This is a genomic window from Gemmatimonadota bacterium (genome assembly GCA_040882465.1).
GTDB lineage: Bacteria > Gemmatimonadota > Gemmatimonadetes > Longimicrobiales > Gaopeijiaceae > JBBEBG01.
On the sequence record JBBEBG010000022.1, the window covers coordinates 38,717 to 58,068 of the forward strand.

Sequence of the window (19,352 nt, forward strand, 5' to 3'; positions counted from 1 at the left end):
CGCGCCGGGGCTCATCGTTTCTCCCCCGGGCTCGGCACCTGTGTCTCACCTCGACGCGCCGGGATCTCTTCTCCACGCACGAGGTCGTCGAAGGACTCGCGACGCCGGATCAGGATGGCCCCTCCGGCCTCGACCATTACTTCGGCAGGGCGGCGGCGCGCGTTGTAGTTCGACGCCATCGCGAAGCCGTACGCGCCGGATGTCTCCACCGCGAGGAGGTCGCCGGGCTCGGGGAGGGCGATCGGGCGGTCGAGCGCGAGGAAGTCCCCGGTCTCGCAGATGGGACCCACGATGTCGGCGATCACCTCGGCCGCACCTTCGCGCTCCCGAACGGGAACGATGCGGTGGAATCCGCCATAGTGCGAGGGGCGTAGCAGCTCGGTCATCCCTCCGTCGGTCACGATGAAGGTCTTCGCTCCCGAACGCTTTACGTAGAGGACCCGGGTCAGAAGGATCCCCGCCTCACCGACGATTGCGCGCCCGGGCTCGAGGATTAGCCGCAGGCCGCGAGGCTCGACGCGCGCGGCCACTTCCTGCGCGAGTGCGTCGAGATCGAAGCTGGGCTCTCCGTCGTACCCGACGCCGAATCCCCCGCCGAGGTCGAGGTACTCCAGGCGAATCCCCTCCTCGGCGAGCCGGTCCACCAGCCCGATCACCGTGTCCAGCGCGCGGAGATAGGGGGCGAGGTCCACGATCTGCGATCCGATGTGGACGGCGATTCCGCGGAAGGCCAGCCGCGCATCGCCCCGCCGCGAGATGTAAAGGGCCTCCGCCTCACCGAGGGGAATTCCGAACTTGGACGCGGCATGGCCGGTCCGCGTGTAGGCATGCGGCGTGGGGGAGTCAACGTCCGGATTCACACGAAGGCTCACCGGCGCGGCCATCCCCCGGCGCCCCGCCACCTCCGCGAGGAGGTCCAGCTCCCCCGCGCTTTCCGCATGGAAGGCGAAGATGCCGGCGTCGAGCCCGGCCTCCATCTCTTCGGCGGTTTTTCCCACTCCCGCGAAGACGATGCGATCGGGCGGAACCCCCGCTCGGATCGCCCGCCGAAGCTCGCCGAGTGAGACGATGTCGGCACCGGCGCCCAGACCCGCGATCCGGTTGAGAAGCGCGAGGGCACCGTTCGCTTTCACCGCGTAGGCGAGGAGGAAAGGAACGGCCCGGAAAGCCTCCTGGAAGCGGCGGACGTGCGCCTCGATTCCCTCCACGTCATACACATAGAGCGGAGTTCCGAAGTCGGCGGCGGTCCGCTCGAGCGACAGCCCTCGGCAAGCGAGAACCCCGCCTTCACGAGCGAACCCGTTCAGTACGCTTTGGCCCACACCACCTCCATCCTGGATTCACTACCGCCCAGGCACTTATCCGGGGTGTTGGCGGAACGAAACTCCGGACCCGGAATGCACCTGAGCGTCCCCTTCGTCTCCTCCTTCACCCGTTCCTCGACGGCGGGATCCCCGCTCCATCCGGTATAGACGAAGCCACCCGGGCCCTCGAGGATCTCCTTCAGCTCTCCGAGGCTCTTCACACCGCGATGCGAGTTCGCTTCGCGAAAGGCTAGAGCCCGCTCCAGAAGCTCCCGCTGGAAGGCATCGAGCCGCGACGGCATCTCTTCGACGGCCGTGGCCTCGCCGAGAAAGGCCTTTCGGTCCTCCCCTTCCCCCGTGACCCGCTTGACGAGGACCACCTGTTCCTTCACGAGGTCGCGGGGACCGATTTCGATGCGGAACGGGACGCCTTTTCGTTCCCACTCGTAATACTTCGCGCCGGGATTCAGATGGTCGCGGTCGTCCACCTTCGCCCTTACGCCCTTCTCGGTGAGCCGCGCGCGGAGCTGGTGCGCTTTCTCCACCACGGGTCCACGTTCGTCGTCCTTCTTGTGAATGGGGACGATCACGACCTGCACGGGCGCGAGTCGCGGCGGAACGACGACGCCCTGGTCGTCCCCGTGCGTCATGACCATCGCGCCGACGAGCCTGGTGGACACCCCCCACGAGGTGTTCCAGGCGTATTCCTCTTCCCCGGCTTCGCTCTGGAAAGTGAAGTCGAACTGACGCGAGAAGTTCTGACCGAGGTGGTGCGACGTTCCCGCCTGGAGGGCGCGCCGGTCCTGCATCATCGCTTCGCAGCTGTACGTGCGGACCGCGCCCGCGAACTTTTCGGACTCCGACTTGAGGCCGGTCACCACGGGCATTCCGATCCACTCTTCCATGAAAGTCCGGTAAACTCCGAGCATTCGGAGTGTCTCCTCTTCGGCCTCGGCCTCCGTGGCGTGCGCCGTGTGCCCCTCCTGCCAGAGGAACTCCGCCGTCCGGAGGAAGAGCCGGGTTCGCAGCTCCCACCGCATGACGTTCGCCCACTGGTTCATGAGGATCGGAAGATCCCGGTACGATTGCACCCACTTCGCGTACATCGCGTAAATGATGGTCTCGGAGGTGGGGCGGATGACGAGAGGTTCTTCGAGCTCCTTCCCCCCGGCGTGGGTCACCACCGCGAGCTCGGGCTTGAAGCCCGCGACGTGTTCCTTTTCCTTCTCGATGAAGCTCATGGGAATGAGAAGCGGGAAGTAGGCGTTTTCATGCCCGGTCGCCTTGAACATGTCGTCCAGGGCGCGCTGCATGTGTTCCCAGATCCCGTATCCCCAAGGACGGATCACCATGCTCCCACGCACGGGGGAATAGTCGGCCATCTCCGCCCGCAGGATCGCCTCGTTGTACCAGGCGCTGAAATCCTCGCTCCTGGGTGTGAGGGCCCGGTCCTCCGCCATGCCTGATTCGTTCCGTCGTTAGGGGTGATGCGAATCGCGCGAGTCGGCGCGCCGGCTCAGGCGGTCCTTCCCGACAAAAATCGCCGTGGGGACGACGAGGAGGATCACCGATGTGATGCCCCAGGTGAGCCGGAATGGAAGCGCGGTCCCGGAGCTGAGGACGAAGGCCACGAGCGCTCCGCCGCCGATGGCGAGCCCCACCGCGGCCAGACCGATCACGACTTCGAGAATCCTCAGGCGGCGAATCGCCCGGTCCATCTCTTCCCGAGTGCCTTCGAATTCGTTCCCGTCAGCCACCCGGCTTCGCCTCCTCGAGCTGACGCAGCGCCACTTCCCGTTCTCCACCACTTTCCATGTTTCGAATGACGGCGACGCCGCGCCCGACTTCTTCCGGCCCGAGGATGATGACTTCGCGCGCACCTTCTGTGGCCGCCGCCGAAAACTGCTTGCGCACCGATTGGTTCTTCAACGGATACAGGACGGTGTGCCCCTCGGCGCGGAGCGCTCCGCCGATCTTCCGAGCGAGCGGAGCCTGGGCCTCGTCCACCGACACGATGAAGTAGTCCGTGTGGCGCGCGTACGGGGGCGCGAGACCGCGTTCATGAAGGATCTCGCCGACGACCACATCGCCCATCCCGAACCCCACGGCCGGGAGTGGATCGCCACCCACGAGCTCGAGGAGCCGGTCGTACCGCCCTCCCCCGCAAATGGCGCGGAACTCTCCCTTCCGGTCGAAGATTTCGAAGACGATCCCCGTGTAGTAGGCGAGCCCGCGGACGATGGAGAGGTCGAACTCCACGTACTCCGCGAACCCGAGATCGTCGAGGATCGCGAGGAAGCGCCAGACTTCACCGGCGCGCTCGACGACCGCCGTAGAGCCCGAAAAAGCAGCCGCCACGGCATCGAGCCCAGGGGCCGCGAAGAGGTCAAGAATGCGTCGTGCCTCCCCTTCCGTGACCCCGACTTCCGCGGGGTCCCGAAGCCGTGCGAGTGTCCGATCGGCCGGCTCGCGCTCGATCTTGTCGACCACGGCGAAGGCGCGTCCCAACGCCTCCGGCGGAACACCCGCGCTCTCGAGGACCGCGGAGAGGAGAACCCGGTCGGAGACCCGCGCCCGCACGTCCGAGGGTCCAAGACCGAGCTCCCGCAGCCCCGCGAGGGCGACGGCGAGGACCTCAGCATCCGCCTCGACTCCTTCTTCGCCGACGAGATCCACGTTCCACTGAAAGTGTTCTCGAAGCCGCCCCCTCTGCTGGCGCTCGTAACGGAAAAGCTGCGGAACACTAAACCAGCGGATCGGCTTCGGGAGCGCCTTGCTCCGTTCGCCGAGGATGCGCGCGAGGGAAGGCGTCATCTCCGGCCGGAGGGCGACGTGCCGATCTCCTTTGTCCACGAAGTCATAGAGCTGGCCGACGATCTCGTCCCCGCTCTTCTGCGTATAGAGTTCGAGAGGCTCTAACGGGGGTCCGTCATACTCCAGAAAGCCGTAGCGCCGGGAGACCCGGCGCCAGGACTCGAACAAGAAATTTCGGAAGGCGAGCTCTTCGGGAGGAAAGTCTCGAAAACCCGGGAGTTTCGCCAGATTTCTGGCCTTCGGCATGGCGCGAATCTACCCGGAATCGAAGGACCCGGGCAAGGCTTCCGCGGGGATCCAACCGCGGCGCTTCATAGCGTCTCCGACCGTGTGTGAGGAACCCGCGACGACGATCGTCCCGGAGGGGGCGGCGAGGCGCGAGACCGTCTCGAGGGCCTCCCCGAAGTCGGGAACGACGACCGTCCGGCCGGGGGGAAGAGCGGCTGCCGCCTCGGCCGGATTCCAGCGCCGTGGAACCGGCGCGGACTCGGGCACGGTGAGGACGAAATGGTCGGCGCTCGAGGAAAGCGCCTGGAGGATGCCGGCCCCATCCTTGTCCGCAAGCACACCGAGAAGCGCCACGCGGGGGCGGGGCAAGGAGACCGATGCCAGAGTCCGCGCGAGCGCCTCCGCCCCGCCCGGGTTGTGCGCGGCGTCCAAGACCCAGAGGAGCTCCCCTTCCCGCTCCATCTGAAACCGGCCGGGGACCCTCGTGCGAAGAACGCCCTCGCGGACGGCGGACTCCGGAAGGGAAAGCTCCGCGGGAAGCGCCTCGAGCGTCCCGACCGCCAGGGCGATGTTGCGCATCTGGTGGGTGCCCACGAGAGACGACGCAAGCTCCAAGCCGCCCCAACGCTCCGTTTCGACGCGGAGGCGGGAACCGTCGAGCGTCGTGCGCCCCGAGGGGGCGACGACTCCGCGGAGGGTCGTGCCTACTTCCTGCGCGGACCCCTCCAAGACTTCCAAGACCGCGGGATCGTCACTCGCGGTGAAGGCCGGAACGTCCCTCTTGAAGATCCCCGCCTTCTCGCGGGCGATTTCGACGACCGTCGCACCGAGCATCTCACCGTGGTCCATCGAGACGTTCGTGACCGCGGTCATGAGCGGGGCAATGACGTTCGTCGCGTCGAGTCTTCCCCCAAGCCCGACTTCGACAACGGCGATCTCCGCCCCGGCGCGAGCGAAGGCGAGGAAGGCGAGGGCGGTCGCGGCCTCGAAGAAGGAGGGCGACTCCCGCTCGAAGTGGGGCCTCAACTCATCCGCGCACGAAACGAGCAGGTCGTCCGGCACGGGCCTCCCATTCACGAGAATCCGTTCGCGGAATGAGACGAGGTGGGGAGAAGTATAAAGCGCGGTGCGGTGTCCCGCGGCGCGGAGGATCTCCGCCCAGATCCGGGCCACTGAACCCTTCCCGTTCGTCCCGCCCACGTGAAGGGTCGGGTAGGATCGGTGCGGATCCCCGACCGCCGCGAGGATTCGCTCGGTGCGCTCGAGCCCCCACTTCACCGTCCCCGGAAGTGGGGGAAAGAGCCGGGCGGTGAGCGCGTCCTCCTCCGGCCCCCCGAAGTCCTGCGCTTTCTTAGGGAAACTCTGCACGGCCATCCAGTTGCACGCCCACGGCCCCGCGTTTTGGGTGGGAGCTCCCCGAGGTCACCCCGCGCCGTCCGAAGAGGGCGCGAACATGTGCCTGAGAAGACGCGTCGTCGTGACGCGGAGCTCGCGCCGATCCACGACGAGGTCCACGATCCCGTGCTCCAGGAGGAATTCGGCGCGCTGGAACCCGTCGGGGAGCTCCTGCTTGATCGTCTCTTCGATCACCCGCGGTCCCGCGAATCCGATGAGGGCGCCCGGCTCGGCGATGTTGACGTCCCCCAGCATCGCGAATGATGCCGTGACCCCCCCGGTCGTAGGGTCCGTAAGGATGCTGACGAATGGAATCCCCGCTTCATGCAGGCGGGCGAGGACGGCGGAGGTTTTCGCCATCTGCATGAGGGAGTAAATCCCCTCCATCATCCGCGCCCCGCCAGAGGCGGAGACGAGGATGAGGGGACGTTCCTCGTCCAGGGCGCGGCGCCCCACGCGGGCAATCTTTTCACCCACGACGGAACCCATGGAGCCCCCGATGAAGTCGAAATCCATCACGGCGAGCGCGATCGGGATCGCTTCGAGCGCGGCGACACCCGTGATAACGGCGTCTCCACGTCCCGTCTCCTTTTCCGCCGTTTCAAGCCGCTGGCGGTACGGCTTCAGATCATGGAAGCCGAGGGGATCAGCGCTCCGGAGTTCCCGATCGGTCTCACGAAAACTCCCGGGATCGGAAAGGATTTGGAGGTATAGCTCCGGACCCACGCGGAAGTGATACCCGCACTTCGGACAGACATGGAGGTTCTGGGCGAGTTTCTCCCGATAGAGAATCTCTCCGCACCCGTCACACTTGTCGAAGAGGTCCGCGGGGAGATCCCGGCGAGTTTCCGCCGTGAGCGGCTTTTTCTCTTTGCGGAACCAGGCCATGGCGTGGCGCCCTCCCGGGAATCGAGGTCGGTCCGTCCTCCCCTTCCGAGGGCTACCCGCCCTCCTCCCCCAAACGCACCGCAAGCGCGGTCATGGTCCAGCAGGTGAGGAGGAAGGTGCCTCCGTAACTCACAAAGGGAAGAGGGATTCCGGTGATGGGGACGACCCCGATGGTCATTCCCACATTCACGAAGATGTGGACCGTCCAGGCCCCGAAGATACCGAACAGGACCAGGCCGGCAAAGGGATCCGCGGCCCTCTCCGCGAGGCGCACCAGGCGGTAAAGAAGAAAGGAGAAGGCGGCGATCGCGAGGACGGCACCGATAAAGCCGAGCTCCTCCCCGACCACGCTGAAGATGAAGTCGGTGTGTTGTTCCGGGAGAAAGTCGAGCCGTTTCTGCGTCCCCTCCGTGAATCCCTTCCCGAACAGGCCCCCGCTCCCGATCGCAACCTTGGACTGGACCAGGTTCCACCCGGCGCCCCGCGGGTCCGTGGTGGGATCCAGGAAGACGAGGAGGCGGTTCTGCTGATAGGGAGAAAGGGTGTTCCAGAGCGGGAACGCGATCGTTCCGGCCGCCACGTTTCCCAGGAGGACGGCGAAGGACTCGGCGAGGTAGAGCCGGTACCGATAGACATACAGGAAGAAGGCGAGCCCGACGACGTAGACGGACCAGACGCGCGTGTCGAAAGAAAGGATCAGCGCGAACCCGGGGCTGGCAAGCAAAAAGAGGTGGAAGAGGGGCGCGCCCGCCCAGAAGAGCACGGCGAAGAGGATGCCGACGAAGGCGAGGGCGGTGCCCAGGTCCGGTTGGAGGACCACCAGGGCGAGCGGCGCCGCCACGAGTGCGGAGGGCGCGAGGAGGTCCCGCAAGTTCCGGGGCGGGTTGTCCCGCGTCGAAAGCACGCGCGCCAGCCCGAGGATTCCGGCAATCTTCGCGAATTCCGACGGCTGAAAGCCGAAGCCGCCGAATACGATCCTACTGCTCGTCCCCTCCGCGGTTCCGGCTCCGGTTCCGATCGCGAGAGTCGCGGCGAGCAGGACGAGCGAAAGGACGTAGGCAGGAAGTGCGGTCCACTCGATCCAACCCGTCTTGATACGAGTGACGACGGTAAATGCGAGAAGCGAGGCACCGAACCAGGCGAGCTGACGGAGCCAGGCACCCTCTGTGATCGAACTCGGGACGTTGAGAACGCCGGCCGAGTAGATCATCGCGATCCCAAAAATGGTGAGGAGGAGTGCGATCGACACGAGGGCTGGATCGCGTGCCCACCTCCGGTACCGGCTCATCCGCCTTCCTCGGGTGAGGCGGGATCGGCCGCGACCCGCCCTGCCCAGGGCGGCGAAATTCCGGCATCGAGGTGCTCGCCGAGCGTCTGGAGGGAGTCCTGGGGAATCCCGTATTTGTAGCGGAGATAGAAGTCCACCGCCTTCGCGCCGATGGGCGCGGCCCTCTGCGAGCCCGACTCCCCCTCCTCCACGATGACCGCCACCGCGACCTCCGGTAGCATCCCCCAGGGTCCGGCGAGGCCGAGGAACCATGCGTCCGCACGGTCCTGGCCGGCGCGCTGCGCGGTTCCGGTTTTCCCGAGGAGATCGAAGTGTTCGAGAGAGGAACGAAAAGCGGTTCCGCCGGCCGCAGTCACCTCTCGCAGGCCCTGACGGAGCGCTCGCAGGAACTCGGGTTCGGTATGCAGCTCCCAGGGCGGAAGAGAACCTTCGTCACCGACCCCTCGGGCGAGGCGGGGAGTCGGCGCGACACCATCGTCCCGCCCTAGAGCGGCATAAAATTGTGCCATCCGCAGGGGCGTCTGGTCGTTCGGGCCCTGACCGATGGAGAGGGGCATGACCTCGTTCGCGGCTGGGCGGTACCCGAAGCGGGTTTCCCAGAACGTGAGCGCCTCGGGAAAGACCCCCTGCGACTCGGCGGGAAGGTCCACTCCACAGAGCCCACCGAATCCGAGTCGAGACCCGCCCTGGACCAGGCGCTCGAGGCCGATCCGAATCCCCACCTGATAAAAGTAGACGTTGCAGGAGTTCGCGATCGCGCCGGCCAGGTCCTGGTAGCCATGCCCATTCGCATTCCAGCAGAGACGGTTGACTCCGAGCGCGGTGAGCGACCCGTTGCAAGGAACCGGCATCACCTCCCCCTCGTGAAGGACGCCGAGCTCCAGTCCAACGATCCCGGTCGCAAGCTTCCAGGTCGAGGCTGGGGGGTACCGCCCGACGACCGCCCGGTTGAAGAGAGGGCGGTCCGGGTCCTGGTTGAGCGAGTTCCAGAGCGATGCGGGAATCCCGCCCACAAACTCGTTGGGGTCGAACGAGGGGGCCGAATAAAGCGCTAGAATCCCGCCATCCTCGATATTCAACACGACGACGGCACCGCGCTCTCCCGCCGGGAAGACTCGGTGAATGAACTCCTGGAGGTCGAGGTCCAAATTCAGGTGGAGGTCTTCGCCCGGGACCGCTGGCGCCGCCGCTTGTCCTTCGAAGGAACCGACGATCCTCCCCACCGCGTCCACCTCGACGTAACGGACCCCCTGCTCCCCCTGGAGCCCGGCCTCGTACTGCCGTTCCAGACCATCCTTGCCGACAATCATACGGGGCTCGTATTCCGCGAAAAGCGGGGTTTCCAACTCATCCCCCGAGATCTCTCCGACGTACCCCAGGACGTGACCGAGCGCGGGGCCGCCCATGTACCTCCTTTTCGGCCGAACCTCCAGAAATGCCTCGGGGAAGTCCGCCCGCCGCTCCTCGAGGGCCGCGACGACCTCGAAATCCGCGTCGCGGAGCACGAGAAGTGGCTGCCGCCGATCGGCCTCCGCCTGTGCAACGAGCTCCTCCAGCCGATCCCCTTCGAGCCGGAGGAAGGGTTGGAGCCGCACGAGCGTGGCGCGGATGGAGTCGATCGGCGCGGGAAACAGAGAAATCGAATACCCTGGAATGTTGTCCGCGATGACCCGGCCGTACCGGTCGAAAATCGTTCCTCGGGGCGCCGGAGTCGGGAGCACGCGCAGGCGATTCGAGTCGGATTGGAGGGCCCACGCCGTGCCGCGAATGACCTGAGCCCGAAAAAATGCGCCCGCGAGGATCCCCATGAGGGCGAGGAGCGCGAGTGTCGCGACTCGCGCGCGGTGCCGCCGAACGGTGGGGTGGGCCGTTTTCATCGGACCCGGTCCGCGGACCAAGCGCCCGTGGCTCGGAGAAGGACGATTCCCACCCCAGCGGCGTAGAGGGCCGCCACGGGCGCCTGGACGAGGAGGACTTGCGCGGCCGGTGCACGCGGGCCTCCTTCGCCTCCCACCAGCCACTGGAGGGCGAAGCGAAGCCAGGTTCCGAGGCCGAGATAGGACACCAGAAAGGTCAACGACTCCCCCACGAAGAGGTCGCGGGACCGGGCCCCGAGGATCCCGACGATGGTCAGCGCCACGGCGTTCGCCCCGAAGGCGAGGATCGAGAAGGCATCCTCCAGGAGTCCGAAGGCGAAACCCACCCCCGCGGCCACGCCGATCCGCACCTCACGCGCGAGCATGAGGAGCCCTACCGTGAGAAGGTCCGGCGCCCACGCGCCGAGCCCGAACCCCACATGGAGAAGGAAATGCAGAAAGGCGAGGCTGAGCGCAACTCCCCAGATGAGGGTTGAGCGCTTCAAGGCTCACCCTCCGGCGGCTCCGACGCGGCGGAGTCGGCGTCGAGGGGCACCCAGAGGGTTTCGGTGCGCGCCGCGCCCTCCTCGGTCCGGGTCGCCCCCGTCAGGACGAGAACGTGGGTGGCGTTCCCTGGGTAGGCCGCCGGCTCGATCCAATAACTCCGCCGCCACCCGGCGTCTCCGGCCTCCGACTCGGCGAGTCCGGAGACCTTCCCGACGAGAATACCCCTCGGATAGAGAAGCCCGGGGCCCCCGCTCGTCACGACCGGGACATCGGAGTCCACCGGCTCGTGGTAAGGGACAGACATGAAGAGGCGGGTCTCCTCCCGAAAATCGCCGCTCCGCGGCTCGACGATGCCGAAGGTCTCCCCATCCACCGTCATGACGCTGACGCGGAAGTCCGGATGGGTCCAATCCATGACGGTGGAGGTCCGGGCATTCACCTCCCGAACCAAGCCGACGAGCCCGTCGGTAACAACGACCGGATCATTGACCTGGACGCCATCCGCCACACCGACGTCAATGAGAAACATGCTCTCCGAGCCGGGCGTCCCGGGATAAAGCGCACTCGCGCCGATGAAGCCGGGTCCCGCGCGCTCCTGGAGCTCGAGGAGTCCGCGCAACCGGTCGTTTTCCTCTCCGAGGGTGCGATGTTCCGCGAGGGCGGCCACCGCGGAGTCCAAACGAGCCTGAAGCGCAGCAAGGTCCTGCGCGCGGACCCCCGCCTGATTCAGGCTCTCCTGCGTCCAGATGAAGGGACTAAGGACGGAGCCCCTCAGGACCGAGGAAATTCGCTGCTGCACGGGCATCGGGAGAACGAGGAGGAGAAAAGAAAGAAGGACGAAGACGAGGGGAAGGACGAGTGCCCGTCGGTCCCGGGCTTCGATCTTGTCCGGTTCGAATGGAGGCATGGACCGGGCCGGTCCCACGGCCCCGACAGGTCACTGGAAGTGTCTGAGTCGTCGTCCCTCAGGTAACGAGCACGTTTCTGTACTTCTGAAGGTCGTCCAGGATTCGGCCGGCGCCCCGCACAACACACGTCAGCGGCTCTTCATCCACATGGATCGGAAGATTCGTTTCGGCCGAAAGTAGCCGGTCGAGCCCTCGGATCATCGCGCCCCCTCCGGTCATGACGATGCCGCGGTCCACGATGTCGGACGCGAGCTCGGGAGGCGTGATCTCGAGGGCGCGCCGGACCGCTTCGACGATCGCCTGGATCGGCTCGAGCGTACACTCTCGAATCTCGTCGGAATGGACGCGCACCGTCTTGGGGATTCCGCTCACGAGGTCGCGGCCCTTCACATCCATCGTCCGCTCTTCCCCGAAGTCGTAGGCAGAACCGATCTGAATCTTGACCGCTTCGGCGGTCGGTTCTCCGATGAGGAGGTTGTAATTCTTGCGTAGGAAGGTCACGATGGCGGCGTCGAGTTCGTCCCCCCCGACCCGGATCGAGGTGTTCGAGACGATCCCTGAGAGCGCGATGACCGCGATCTCGGTCGTCCCGCCTCCGATATCGATGACCATGTTTCCTGTGGGTGTCTCGATCGGGAGCCCCACGCCGATCGCTGCCGCGGTGGGTTCGGCGACCATGTACACAGCTTTTGCACCGGCCGCCATCGCGGAGGAGCGGACCGCCCTTCGCTCGAGCTCGGTGATCCCCGAGGGAACGCCCACGACCACGCGCGGCTTGATACGGAAGATTCGTTTCGAGGTGACCTGCTTGAGAAAGTGGCGGAGCATCATCTCCGTCACGTCCACGTCGGCGATGACGCCGTCCTTGAGGGGACGGACCGCCTCGATGTTTTCGGGGGTTCGGCCGAGCATTCGCTTCGCTTCGAGCCCGATCCCGAGAATCCTTCGCGAGCTCTTCTCGACGGCCACCACCGAGGGTTCGTTGAGGACGATCCCCTCACCCTTTACGTAAACCAGGGTGTTCGCCGTCCCCAGATCCACGGCGAGATCGTTCACCGGAACCAGGGAACCGGAATTAAACCATTTCGTGAACGAGGCCACGGCCTAACAGGCTTTTGAAGAAAGTGGGAGGGCAGCCGCGCCTACGATCACGATGGCACCAATGAAGGTCAGGTACGCCAGAACGGCGGATCCGGAAAAAAGCGCCTGGAATGCCCCCGATTGTACCGTCAAAGCCTACAGACGGCAAGCTTTGGGCCGTAAAGGGCCGCGCCGGGGAAACGGATGGCGGCCGGGGTGCGCTACCCCCTTCCGGTGGACCCGAACCCCCCACTTCCGCGCTCGCTCGCCGAGAGGGAGGGCGCCTCTTCCACTCCGGGCGTCTCGAAACGCGCGAAGACGAGCTGGGCGATCCGCTCTCCCCGCCCGATCCGCACCGGTTCCTTCCCGAGATTCTGGAGGATCACCTTCACCTCTCCGCGGAAGTCGGGGTCGATCGTTCCGGGAGAGTTCGGCAAGGTGATCCCGTGCCGCAGGGCGAGCCCCGACCGGGGGCGGACCTGGCATTCGATTCCCGCGGAAAGCTCCATTTCGAGCCCGGTCGAGACGGCTCGCCGCTCTCCGGGCTCCAATACGAAGTCGGGTTCCCCGGAGCGGATATCGTACCCGGCGGACTCGGGGGTGGCACGGGATGGAAGGGGGAGGTCCGGATTGTGGGGAAGGCGCCGGAATCGGACGGCCGGGGGCGCGGAGGGCCCGACGCTCATGCGACCCCCGGGCCGAGCCGAACCACCGTCTGGCGATCCGGGCTGAAGAAGCGGGCCGCGACCTCGGCGACCTCCTCGCGCGTCACCCCCTCGATCGTCGCCAGGAGCTCGTCGAGTGTCAGCGTCGGCTGGTCGTAGAGAGCAAAGCCCGCCAGCCGGAAGAGGCGGGACCCCGTGGACTCGAGAGAGAGCATGACCTGTCCCTTCACCTGATCCTTGACCTCGCGAAACTCCAATTCCCCGAGCCCTTCGACGGCAAGCTTTCGGTACTCCTCGGTCACCGCGGCCGCGGCCTTGTCCGCCCACTCGGGACGGGTGCCGACGTAGACACCGGCGATCCCCGCACGGGAGTGGAAGGACTGGAAGGAGTACACCGTGTACCCGAGCGCGAGCTCCTCCCTGACCTTCTGGAAGAGGCGCGACCCCATCCCACCCCCGAAGGCGGCGGAGAGAAGGATCAGCGGGTAACGCACGGGGTCGGCGCGCGGCGGCGTCCGCGCCCCGAAAACGAGGTGTGTCTGCGCGCCCTCGCGCGGAATCCGGACCTCGCGTCCCGGGAAGTCCTGTGCGACGTCGGGAATGCCAGGGAGCTCCGCATCGTTCCTCGTGCCGAAGCTCCTCGCCACGTCTTCCACGAAGCTTTCGTGTTCGAGGTAGCCCGCGGCTGCCACGACCAGGGGACCCCGGAGGTACCTCTCACGGTGGAGCCCCGCGAGGGCCGCGACGCCCATCCCTCCCACCGTCTCCCTCGTCCCGAGAATGGAGCGGCCGTAGGGATGGCTCCCCCAAAGCGCCTCTCCGTGAAGCTCGAAGACGAGGTCGTCGGGCGTGTCTTCAACGGTAGAGATCTCCTCCAGCACGACCTCGCGCTCGAGGTCCAGATCCTCCTCGCGGAGAAGAGGCTTCAGGACGAGGTCCGCGAGGACGTCCACCGCGATGGGAAGGTGCTCGGGAAGCACCTTCGCCTGGAAGGCAGTGTGCTCCTTCGAGGTAAAGGCGTCGAGGGAGCCCCCGAGCCGCTCCAGGGCGAGCGCGATGTCACGCGCGCTCCTGGACTCCGTCCCCTTGAAGACGAGGTGCTCGAGCAGGTGACTGACCCCCGAGAGGTCATCGCTTTCGTGTGCCGACCCGTGCCGGATCCAGACGCCGGCGCTGACCGACCGCACGCCCGGAATGTGCTCGGTGAGGATCCGGATCCCGCCGGGGAGGAGCGTTTCCCGGAATTCGCCCCGGACCGGATGCGGAACCACCTCACCCGCGCTCCGCACCCCGGCCCCGGAACGGCGCATCGCCTCAGCCTCGGGAAGAAGCCGCCTCGACCTCTTCGACCTTGGAGCCTTCTTCCTCGATCGCGGCCTTCCGAGAGAGGCGGAGGCGCCCCTTCTCGTCGACAGAGAGAAGCTTGACCCGCGTGACCATCCCGCGCCTCAAAACCTCCTCCGTATTCTCCGTGCGCCCCTGGCGAAGCTCCGAGATATGACACAGCCCCTCGACGCCGGGGAGGATCTCGATGAAGGCGCCGAAGGTCGTGACGTTCTTCACCGGTCCCTGATAGACGCGCCCGACCTCGGGCTCCTGCACGATCGCCTCGATCATCTCGCGCGCCCGGGCCGCCGCCTCACCGGAAACCGCCGCGATCTTCACGATCCCCGAGTCCTCGATTTCGATCTTCGCGCCGGTCTCGTCCTGGATCGCGCGAATCGTCTTCCCCTTGGGCCCGATGATCTCGCCGAGCTTCTCCGGATTCACCTGGATGGAGGTGATGCGCGGAGCGTGAGGCGAAAGCTCCTCTCTCGGCTCCGCGATCGTCTGGTCCATGATGTCGAGGATGTGCATCCGCGCCGTATTCGCGCGTTCCAGGGCCTCCTGGAGGATCTCGCGAGTGAGGCCGTCCACCTTGATGTCCATCTGAATGGAGGTGACTCCCTTCCGGGTCCCCGCGATCTTGAAGTCCATGTCTCCGAGGGCGTCTTCGAGTCCGAGAATGTCGGTCAGGACAGCGACGCGGTCTCCCTCTTTGATAAGCCCCATCGCGACCCCGGCGCAGGCGGCCCTCACCGGCACCCCCGCCCCCATGAGGGCGAGAGACGAGCCGCAGACCGTGGCCATCGAGGAAGAGCCGTTCGACTCGAGGACATCCGAGACTATCCGAATCGTATAGGGGAAGTCGTCGTACGACGGGAGGAGGGGCTGGATCGCCCGCTCGGCGAGCGCCCCGTGCCCGATCTCACGACGCGATGTGCCGCGCATCGGCTTCGCTTCCCCCGTGCTGAAGGGGGGAAAGTTGTAGTGGAGCATGAAGGACTTCGTGATCTCTTGGGCCTGGTCGATGGACTCGATCCGCTGCTCGTCGCGCGACGTCCCCAGGGTCGCAACACAAAGGGCTTGCGTCTGCCCGCGGGTGAAGAGTGCGGAGCCGTGCGTGCGCGGGAGGAGGCCGATCTCACAGGAAATGTCGCGGACCGTGCTCAGCTCGCGCCCGTCCGCACGGATTCCTTCGTCGAGGATGCGGTTTCGCATGCTCGACTTCTCGATCCCTCGGAGAATCTCGCCGACCTGGTCGCGCGAGCTTTCCATCTCATCGTCGGAGAGCTCGTCCTGGAGGCGCTCCTCGACATCTTCCTTCACCGACGCGAGCGCCTGACTGCGCTCCTGCTTTTCGCGGAGCGCCATTGCAGCCGCCACCCTCGACCGGGCCAGGTCCTCGACGCGCGCCGCCAGGCTCGCGTCCGGGAGGCGAGGAGTCCAAGCCATATCGGGCTGGCGGCGCTCTGCGATCAACTCCTCCTGGATCTTCACGAGCTGGCGAATCCCCTCGTGCGCGACCTCGAGCCCCTCGAGCACTTCGGCTTCGGGAACTTCGACGGCGCCTCCTTCGACCATGAGCAGGGCGTCCGCCGAGCCGGCCACGACGATGTCCACGTCGGAATAGGCGAGCTGCTGGAAGGTCGGATTGAGGATCCAGTTTCCGCGAACCCTCCCGACCCGGACGGCGGCGATGGGAACCTGGAAGGGGATCTTGGACATGTTCAGAGCCGCCGACGCACCGAAGAGCGCCAGGACATCCGCATCGTTTTCCTGGTCGGCCGAAAGCACCGTGCAAACGACCTGTGTTTCGTAGAGGAAGCCGTCGGGAAAGAGCGGTCGCAGGGAGCGATCGATCAGGCGGCAGGTGAGAGTCTCCTTCTCGCCCAGGCGCCCCTCCCGCTTGAAGAACCCTCCGGGGATCTTCCCCGCGGCGTAACTCTTCTCCCGGTATTCCACCGTCATGGGGAAAAAGGGGAGGTGGGTCGGCCGGTCCTGCACGGTCACCGCGCAGAGCACCACCGTCTCACCGAACTGTACCAGGCATGATCCGTGGGCCAACTTGGCGAGGCGCCCTGTCTCGAGCGTCAGCGTGCGCCCCGCGAACTCGCGTTCAATTCTTTGCATTGTTCTCCGTTCCGTTCACCGCATGTGATCGTTGTACGCGGGATGCGGAGGGTGTTCCGCCCGCGCGCCTTGCCTTCGCTTCAACGATTCCGCGGATCCGGATCGGTGCGACCGCCGTTCCGCCGGGGGATCCCATTCGGGTCCGCCGGGGGTCCAGCTTCAGTGCGGGTCGACCTGTCCGGTCCGGGAACACTCACAGGTCTACGAAGACCTGCCAAAGAAGAAGCGGCGACCAGGGATCCCCGGGCCGCCGCGTCTCCGGCCTTCCACCTATTTCCGGAGCCCCAACTCGTCAATGAGGCGCCGGTAATGGTCGAGGTCCGTTCGCTTCAGATACTCCAGTAGGCGCCGCCTGCGCCCCACCATCTTGAGGAGGCCCTGCCGGGAGTGGTGATCGGCCTTGTGTTTCTCGAAGTGGTCCCGCAGATGATCGATCCGCTGGGTGAGAAGCGCGATCTGAACCGCCGTGCTGCCGCGGTCGTTCTCGTGCGATTGATGCTTCTGGACCACCTTCTGCCGTGCTTCGGCGCTCACACTGGACATGACGTCGCTCGTTTACCCTGGTTCTTCGACCGGTCGGCGGGCGCCGCCGGGGCGTGGTTGTTCACTAATCCTCAGGCCGTATTAGCCTTGAAAACTATCTCGATCCCTCATCGGCAACAACCCCGGACCCTCCCCTCCTGGCAGGCATTCCCCAGAGCTCCGCGGGTCTCTCGAGCCGTCCCCCGCCGATTCCGATGGCGATGAGCGCGGCCATGCCCATGACGATCCCCGCCGTGATGAACACTTCCCGGAAAGTCGCAACCTGCGCCTCGGAAACGAGATCCAGGAATTCTGGTGAACCAAAATCGAGGGCGCCGGCGCGCGCGTAGAAGCGCCCCAGCCCGTGGGAGGTCAGGAGGGCCGCCCCCACCAGCATTCCCGCCATCCGGGCCAGGGTGAGCCAGGCGGCGGCGGTCGCTCTCTCCTCCTCCGCGACCCGCTGCAGGACCGCCGCGCCCAAAGGCGCCAACACCAATCCGAAGCCGAGCCCGCCGACGAGTTGGGGGACGGATCGCATGAGCTGGGTGAGCTCCGCATCCCATCCCTGAAGCCCCGCGAACCCCGCAGCGATGAGGACACACCCGGCGACGGCGGTCGGGCGAAGGCCCATGCGGCCGCCGAGCCATCCTCCCAGGAGAGCGCCCAGCGGCACCGCAATCGTCAGCCGCATGAGGGTGAGGCCGCCCTCGAGCGCGCCTTCGACGAGGACGAGGTTCACGAAAAGGGGAACGCCCATGAGCGCGGTGATGAGCCCCGCCCCAACCAGAAACATCGTCAGGTTCGCGCAGGCGGTGCGCGGCTCGCTGAGGGCGCCGAGCCGCACCATGGGGTACCCGCCTCGTGCCTCCAGGCGGAGCTCGTGGAGGACGAACCCCATTGCGAGGGCGGCAGCGACCGCAAGGATCGCGAGCGTCCAAGAAAGGGGCCTGGGAAAGATCGGGTCGTTCACGAGCCCGTACGTCAGGACCGCGAGGGCGAGTCCCAGGAGGGCCGCGCCCGCCCAATCAATGCGCCCCTCGCGTCGCGTTCCGGTCGCGAGCCACCAGGCGCCAATGAGCGTCGGGAGGACGAGGGGGAGGTTCACCCAGAAGACGGCCCTCCACCCCCACCACTCGGTGATCACCCCCCCCCACGCCGGACCGATGAGCGCCCCGGCCTCGGTGGCGGCTGCGATCGCGCCGAGCCCCATGAGGCGGCGCTCCGGTGGGAGTTGATCTACGACGATCGCCATCGCGACCGGGACGACCCCTCCCCCGCCAACCGCCTGGAGCGCCCGGGCGGTCACGATCCAAGGGAAGGAGGGCGCCAACGCGACCAGCGTGCTCCCGATCATGAAAACCAAGAGGGTCACGGCAAAGATCCGCGCGAGTCCGTAGACGTCCGCGATCCTCCCTACGATCGGAAGGGCGACGAGGTATCCGAGGAGGTAGCCGTTCACGACCCAGGACGACTGGTAGAACTGGTCCACCGTGAGCCCCACGTCAGTGATCAGGGCAGGGAGGACGACGACGATGGAGGTCTGGTCGTTCGCGCTGTGGAAGACGCCCCAGGCGACCAGGAGGAGGAGAAGATTTCCTCGCGACGGATCAACGCCGCGCCGCAGGAGCCACCCGGACTGGAGCCAGTCGGGGACGCGCCTGATCCGTGCGGCGGCGAAGCCGTCGGTCACGCTCCCCTACCCGCGACAGGTCGCCTCAAAGGGGCGCGGTGATCTCGAAGGTGGCGCCGAACTGGGAGAGCGTGAGGCGGCGAACGACCGTCGAATCGTCGCCGTCGGCAAGCGTGCCGCGGATCTCGATCCGGTGCACGACAGGGTCCTCGCTTCCGATCCAGGTTCGCGCGGTCAAGGGGCGGCCGGCAGGGACGCCGGGGATGAGCAGGGCGAGCGCCCCAGAGTCCAGACTACCGTCGACGATATGGGTCTCGACACCCCCCACGACCTCGGTCCCGGTCAGAGTCGGCGTGCCGATCCCGCGAATGACCGCGGTCACTCCCGTCGCTGGATCGAAGAACTCAGAGATGCTGAGCGCCTGGGGAGTCCACGCGCCAGTGAGCGGGTTCGTCATCCATGCGCCCTCCGGCACGATAATCAGCTGCAAATTGACGGCGAGAGGGCCGGTTCTTCCCATCACGTCGGCGCGGAGGCGCTCGCCGTTTGCGATCTCCCCCTCAGCGCGCTCCATGGCGAGCCCTCCAACGATCATCGTGGTTCCGTTTTCGTGCTCGAGAAGAAAGGCGAAGGAATTGACCTCGCTCATTCGGTCCGCGGATGACGCAACGAGCTCAGCCGGATCCGGCGCTCCTCCGTCCCCGTCCCCACCGCAAGAGGCCAGGAGGGCGAAAGCGAGAAGAGAGGTGGCCCGCATCTTGGTCCGCATGAACATGGAGGTTGTCTCCAACGGAAGGGTCTTTTTCATCGAGGG

The 19,352-nt window shown here is 66.3% G+C and carries 17 protein-coding genes; all 17 read right to left on the bottom strand.

What is annotated here, in order from left to right:
* Nucleotides 1–11: 11 nt before the first annotated feature.
* Complete coding sequence (gene lysA / locus WEG36_06790; protein ID MEX1257304.1) at nt 12–1,322, bottom strand: diaminopimelate decarboxylase; 1,311 nt, start codon at nt 1,320–1,322, stop codon at nt 12–14.
* Nucleotides 1,304–2,764: a proline--tRNA ligase gene (gene proS, locus WEG36_06795; protein ID MEX1257305.1), complete on the bottom strand. Its 1,461-nt coding sequence runs from the start codon at nt 2,762–2,764 to the stop codon at nt 1,304–1,306. Before proS ends, lysA begins: the two co-directional genes overlap by 19 nt.
* An 18-nt stretch (nt 2,765–2,782) precedes the next feature.
* Nucleotides 2,783–3,061, bottom strand: coding sequence for a hypothetical protein (locus tag WEG36_06800; protein MEX1257306.1), 279 nt, complete (start codon nt 3,059–3,061; stop codon nt 2,783–2,785).
* Nucleotides 3,054–4,364: a histidine--tRNA ligase gene (gene hisS / locus WEG36_06805; GenBank protein ID MEX1257307.1), complete on the bottom strand. Its 1,311-nt coding sequence runs from the start codon at nt 4,362–4,364 to the stop codon at nt 3,054–3,056. Before hisS ends, WEG36_06800 begins: the two co-directional genes overlap by 8 nt.
* Nucleotides 4,365–4,373: 9 nt before the next feature.
* Nucleotides 4,374–5,714, bottom strand: a complete 1,341-nt coding sequence (locus tag WEG36_06810) for a folylpolyglutamate synthase/dihydrofolate synthase family protein (protein ID MEX1257308.1) — start codon at nt 5,712–5,714, stop codon at nt 4,374–4,376.
* 54 nt (nt 5,715–5,768) lie between these two features.
* Nucleotides 5,769–6,629, bottom strand: a complete 861-nt coding sequence (accD, locus tag WEG36_06815) for an acetyl-CoA carboxylase, carboxyltransferase subunit beta (GenBank protein MEX1257309.1) — start codon at nt 6,627–6,629, stop codon at nt 5,769–5,771.
* Nucleotides 6,630–6,681: 52 nt separating this feature from the next.
* Nucleotides 6,682–7,917, bottom strand: a complete 1,236-nt coding sequence (gene rodA / locus WEG36_06820; GenBank protein MEX1257310.1) for a rod shape-determining protein RodA — start codon at nt 7,915–7,917, stop codon at nt 6,682–6,684.
* Complete coding sequence (mrdA, locus tag WEG36_06825; GenBank protein ID MEX1257311.1) at nt 7,914–9,794, bottom strand: penicillin-binding protein 2; 1,881 nt, start codon at nt 9,792–9,794, stop codon at nt 7,914–7,916. Before mrdA ends, rodA begins: the two co-directional genes overlap by 4 nt.
* A complete protein-coding gene (gene mreD, locus WEG36_06830) occupies nt 9,791–10,279 on the bottom strand; it encodes a rod shape-determining protein MreD (GenBank protein MEX1257312.1) in 489 nt (162 codons plus the stop codon). The genes mrdA and mreD overlap by 4 nt, the downstream gene beginning before the upstream one ends.
* On the bottom strand, nt 10,276–11,187 hold the full coding sequence (mreC, locus tag WEG36_06835; GenBank protein ID MEX1257313.1) for a rod shape-determining protein MreC: 912 nt from the start codon (nt 11,185–11,187) through the stop codon (nt 10,276–10,278). The genes mreD and mreC overlap by 4 nt, the downstream gene beginning before the upstream one ends.
* 58 nt (nt 11,188–11,245) lie before the next feature.
* On the bottom strand, nt 11,246–12,289 hold the full coding sequence (locus tag WEG36_06840; GenBank protein MEX1257314.1) for a rod shape-determining protein: 1,044 nt from the start codon (nt 12,287–12,289) through the stop codon (nt 11,246–11,248).
* Nucleotides 12,290–12,489: 200 nt separating this feature from the next.
* Nucleotides 12,490–12,954 carry a dUTP diphosphatase gene (gene dut, locus WEG36_06845; protein ID MEX1257315.1) on the bottom strand — a complete coding sequence of 155 codons (465 nt, stop codon included), beginning with the start codon at nt 12,952–12,954 and terminating at the stop codon, nt 12,490–12,492.
* Nucleotides 12,951–14,243, bottom strand: a complete 1,293-nt coding sequence (locus WEG36_06850) for a pitrilysin family protein (GenBank protein ID MEX1257316.1) — start codon at nt 14,241–14,243, stop codon at nt 12,951–12,953. Before WEG36_06850 ends, dut begins: the two co-directional genes overlap by 4 nt.
* 4 nt (nt 14,244–14,247) lie before the next feature.
* Nucleotides 14,248–16,386: a polyribonucleotide nucleotidyltransferase gene (pnp, locus tag WEG36_06855; GenBank protein ID MEX1257317.1), complete on the bottom strand. Its 2,139-nt coding sequence runs from the start codon at nt 16,384–16,386 to the stop codon at nt 14,248–14,250.
* A 270-nt stretch (nt 16,387–16,656) separates the two neighbouring features.
* On the bottom strand, nt 16,657–16,929 hold the full coding sequence (rpsO, locus tag WEG36_06860; protein ID MEX1257318.1) for a 30S ribosomal protein S15: 273 nt from the start codon (nt 16,927–16,929) through the stop codon (nt 16,657–16,659).
* Nucleotides 16,930–17,023: 94 nt separating this feature from the next.
* Nucleotides 17,024–18,598 carry an MFS transporter gene (locus tag WEG36_06865; GenBank protein ID MEX1257319.1) on the bottom strand — a complete coding sequence of 525 codons (1,575 nt, stop codon included), beginning with the start codon at nt 18,596–18,598 and terminating at the stop codon, nt 17,024–17,026.
* 25 nt (nt 18,599–18,623) lie between these two features.
* Entirely contained in the window at nt 18,624–19,346 is a 723-nt protein-coding gene (locus tag WEG36_06870) for an LppX_LprAFG lipoprotein (protein ID MEX1257320.1), read from the bottom strand.
* Nucleotides 19,347–19,352: the final 6 nt, after the last annotated feature.

Coding starts and splice junctions, on each gene's coding strand:
- proS (MEX1257305.1), bottom strand. CDS start 2,764: ATGGCGGAGGACCGGGCCCTCACACCCAGGAGCGAGGATTTCAGCGCC.
- hisS (MEX1257307.1), bottom strand. CDS start 4,364: ATGCCGAAGGCCAGAAATCTGGCGAAACTCCCGGGTTTTCGAGACTTT.
- accD (MEX1257309.1), bottom strand. CDS start 6,629: ATGGCCTGGTTCCGCAAAGAGAAAAAGCCGCTCACGGCGGAAACTCGC.
- rodA (MEX1257310.1), bottom strand. CDS start 7,917: ATGAGCCGGTACCGGAGGTGGGCACGCGATCCAGCCCTCGTGTCGATC.
- mrdA (MEX1257311.1), bottom strand. CDS start 9,794: ATGAAAACGGCCCACCCCACCGTTCGGCGGCACCGCGCGCGAGTCGCG.
- mreC (MEX1257313.1), bottom strand. CDS start 11,187: ATGCCTCCATTCGAACCGGACAAGATCGAAGCCCGGGACCGACGGGCA.
- dut (MEX1257315.1), bottom strand. CDS start 12,954: ATGAGCGTCGGGCCCTCCGCGCCCCCGGCCGTCCGATTCCGGCGCCTT.
- WEG36_06850 (MEX1257316.1), bottom strand. CDS start 14,243: ATGCGCCGTTCCGGGGCCGGGGTGCGGAGCGCGGGTGAGGTGGTTCCG.
- pnp (MEX1257317.1), bottom strand. CDS start 16,386: ATGCAAAGAATTGAACGCGAGTTCGCGGGGCGCACGCTGACGCTCGAG.
- rpsO (MEX1257318.1), bottom strand. CDS start 16,929: ATGTCCAGTGTGAGCGCCGAAGCACGGCAGAAGGTGGTCCAGAAGCAT.
- WEG36_06870 (MEX1257320.1), bottom strand. CDS start 19,346: ATGAAAAAGACCCTTCCGTTGGAGACAACCTCCATGTTCATGCGGACC.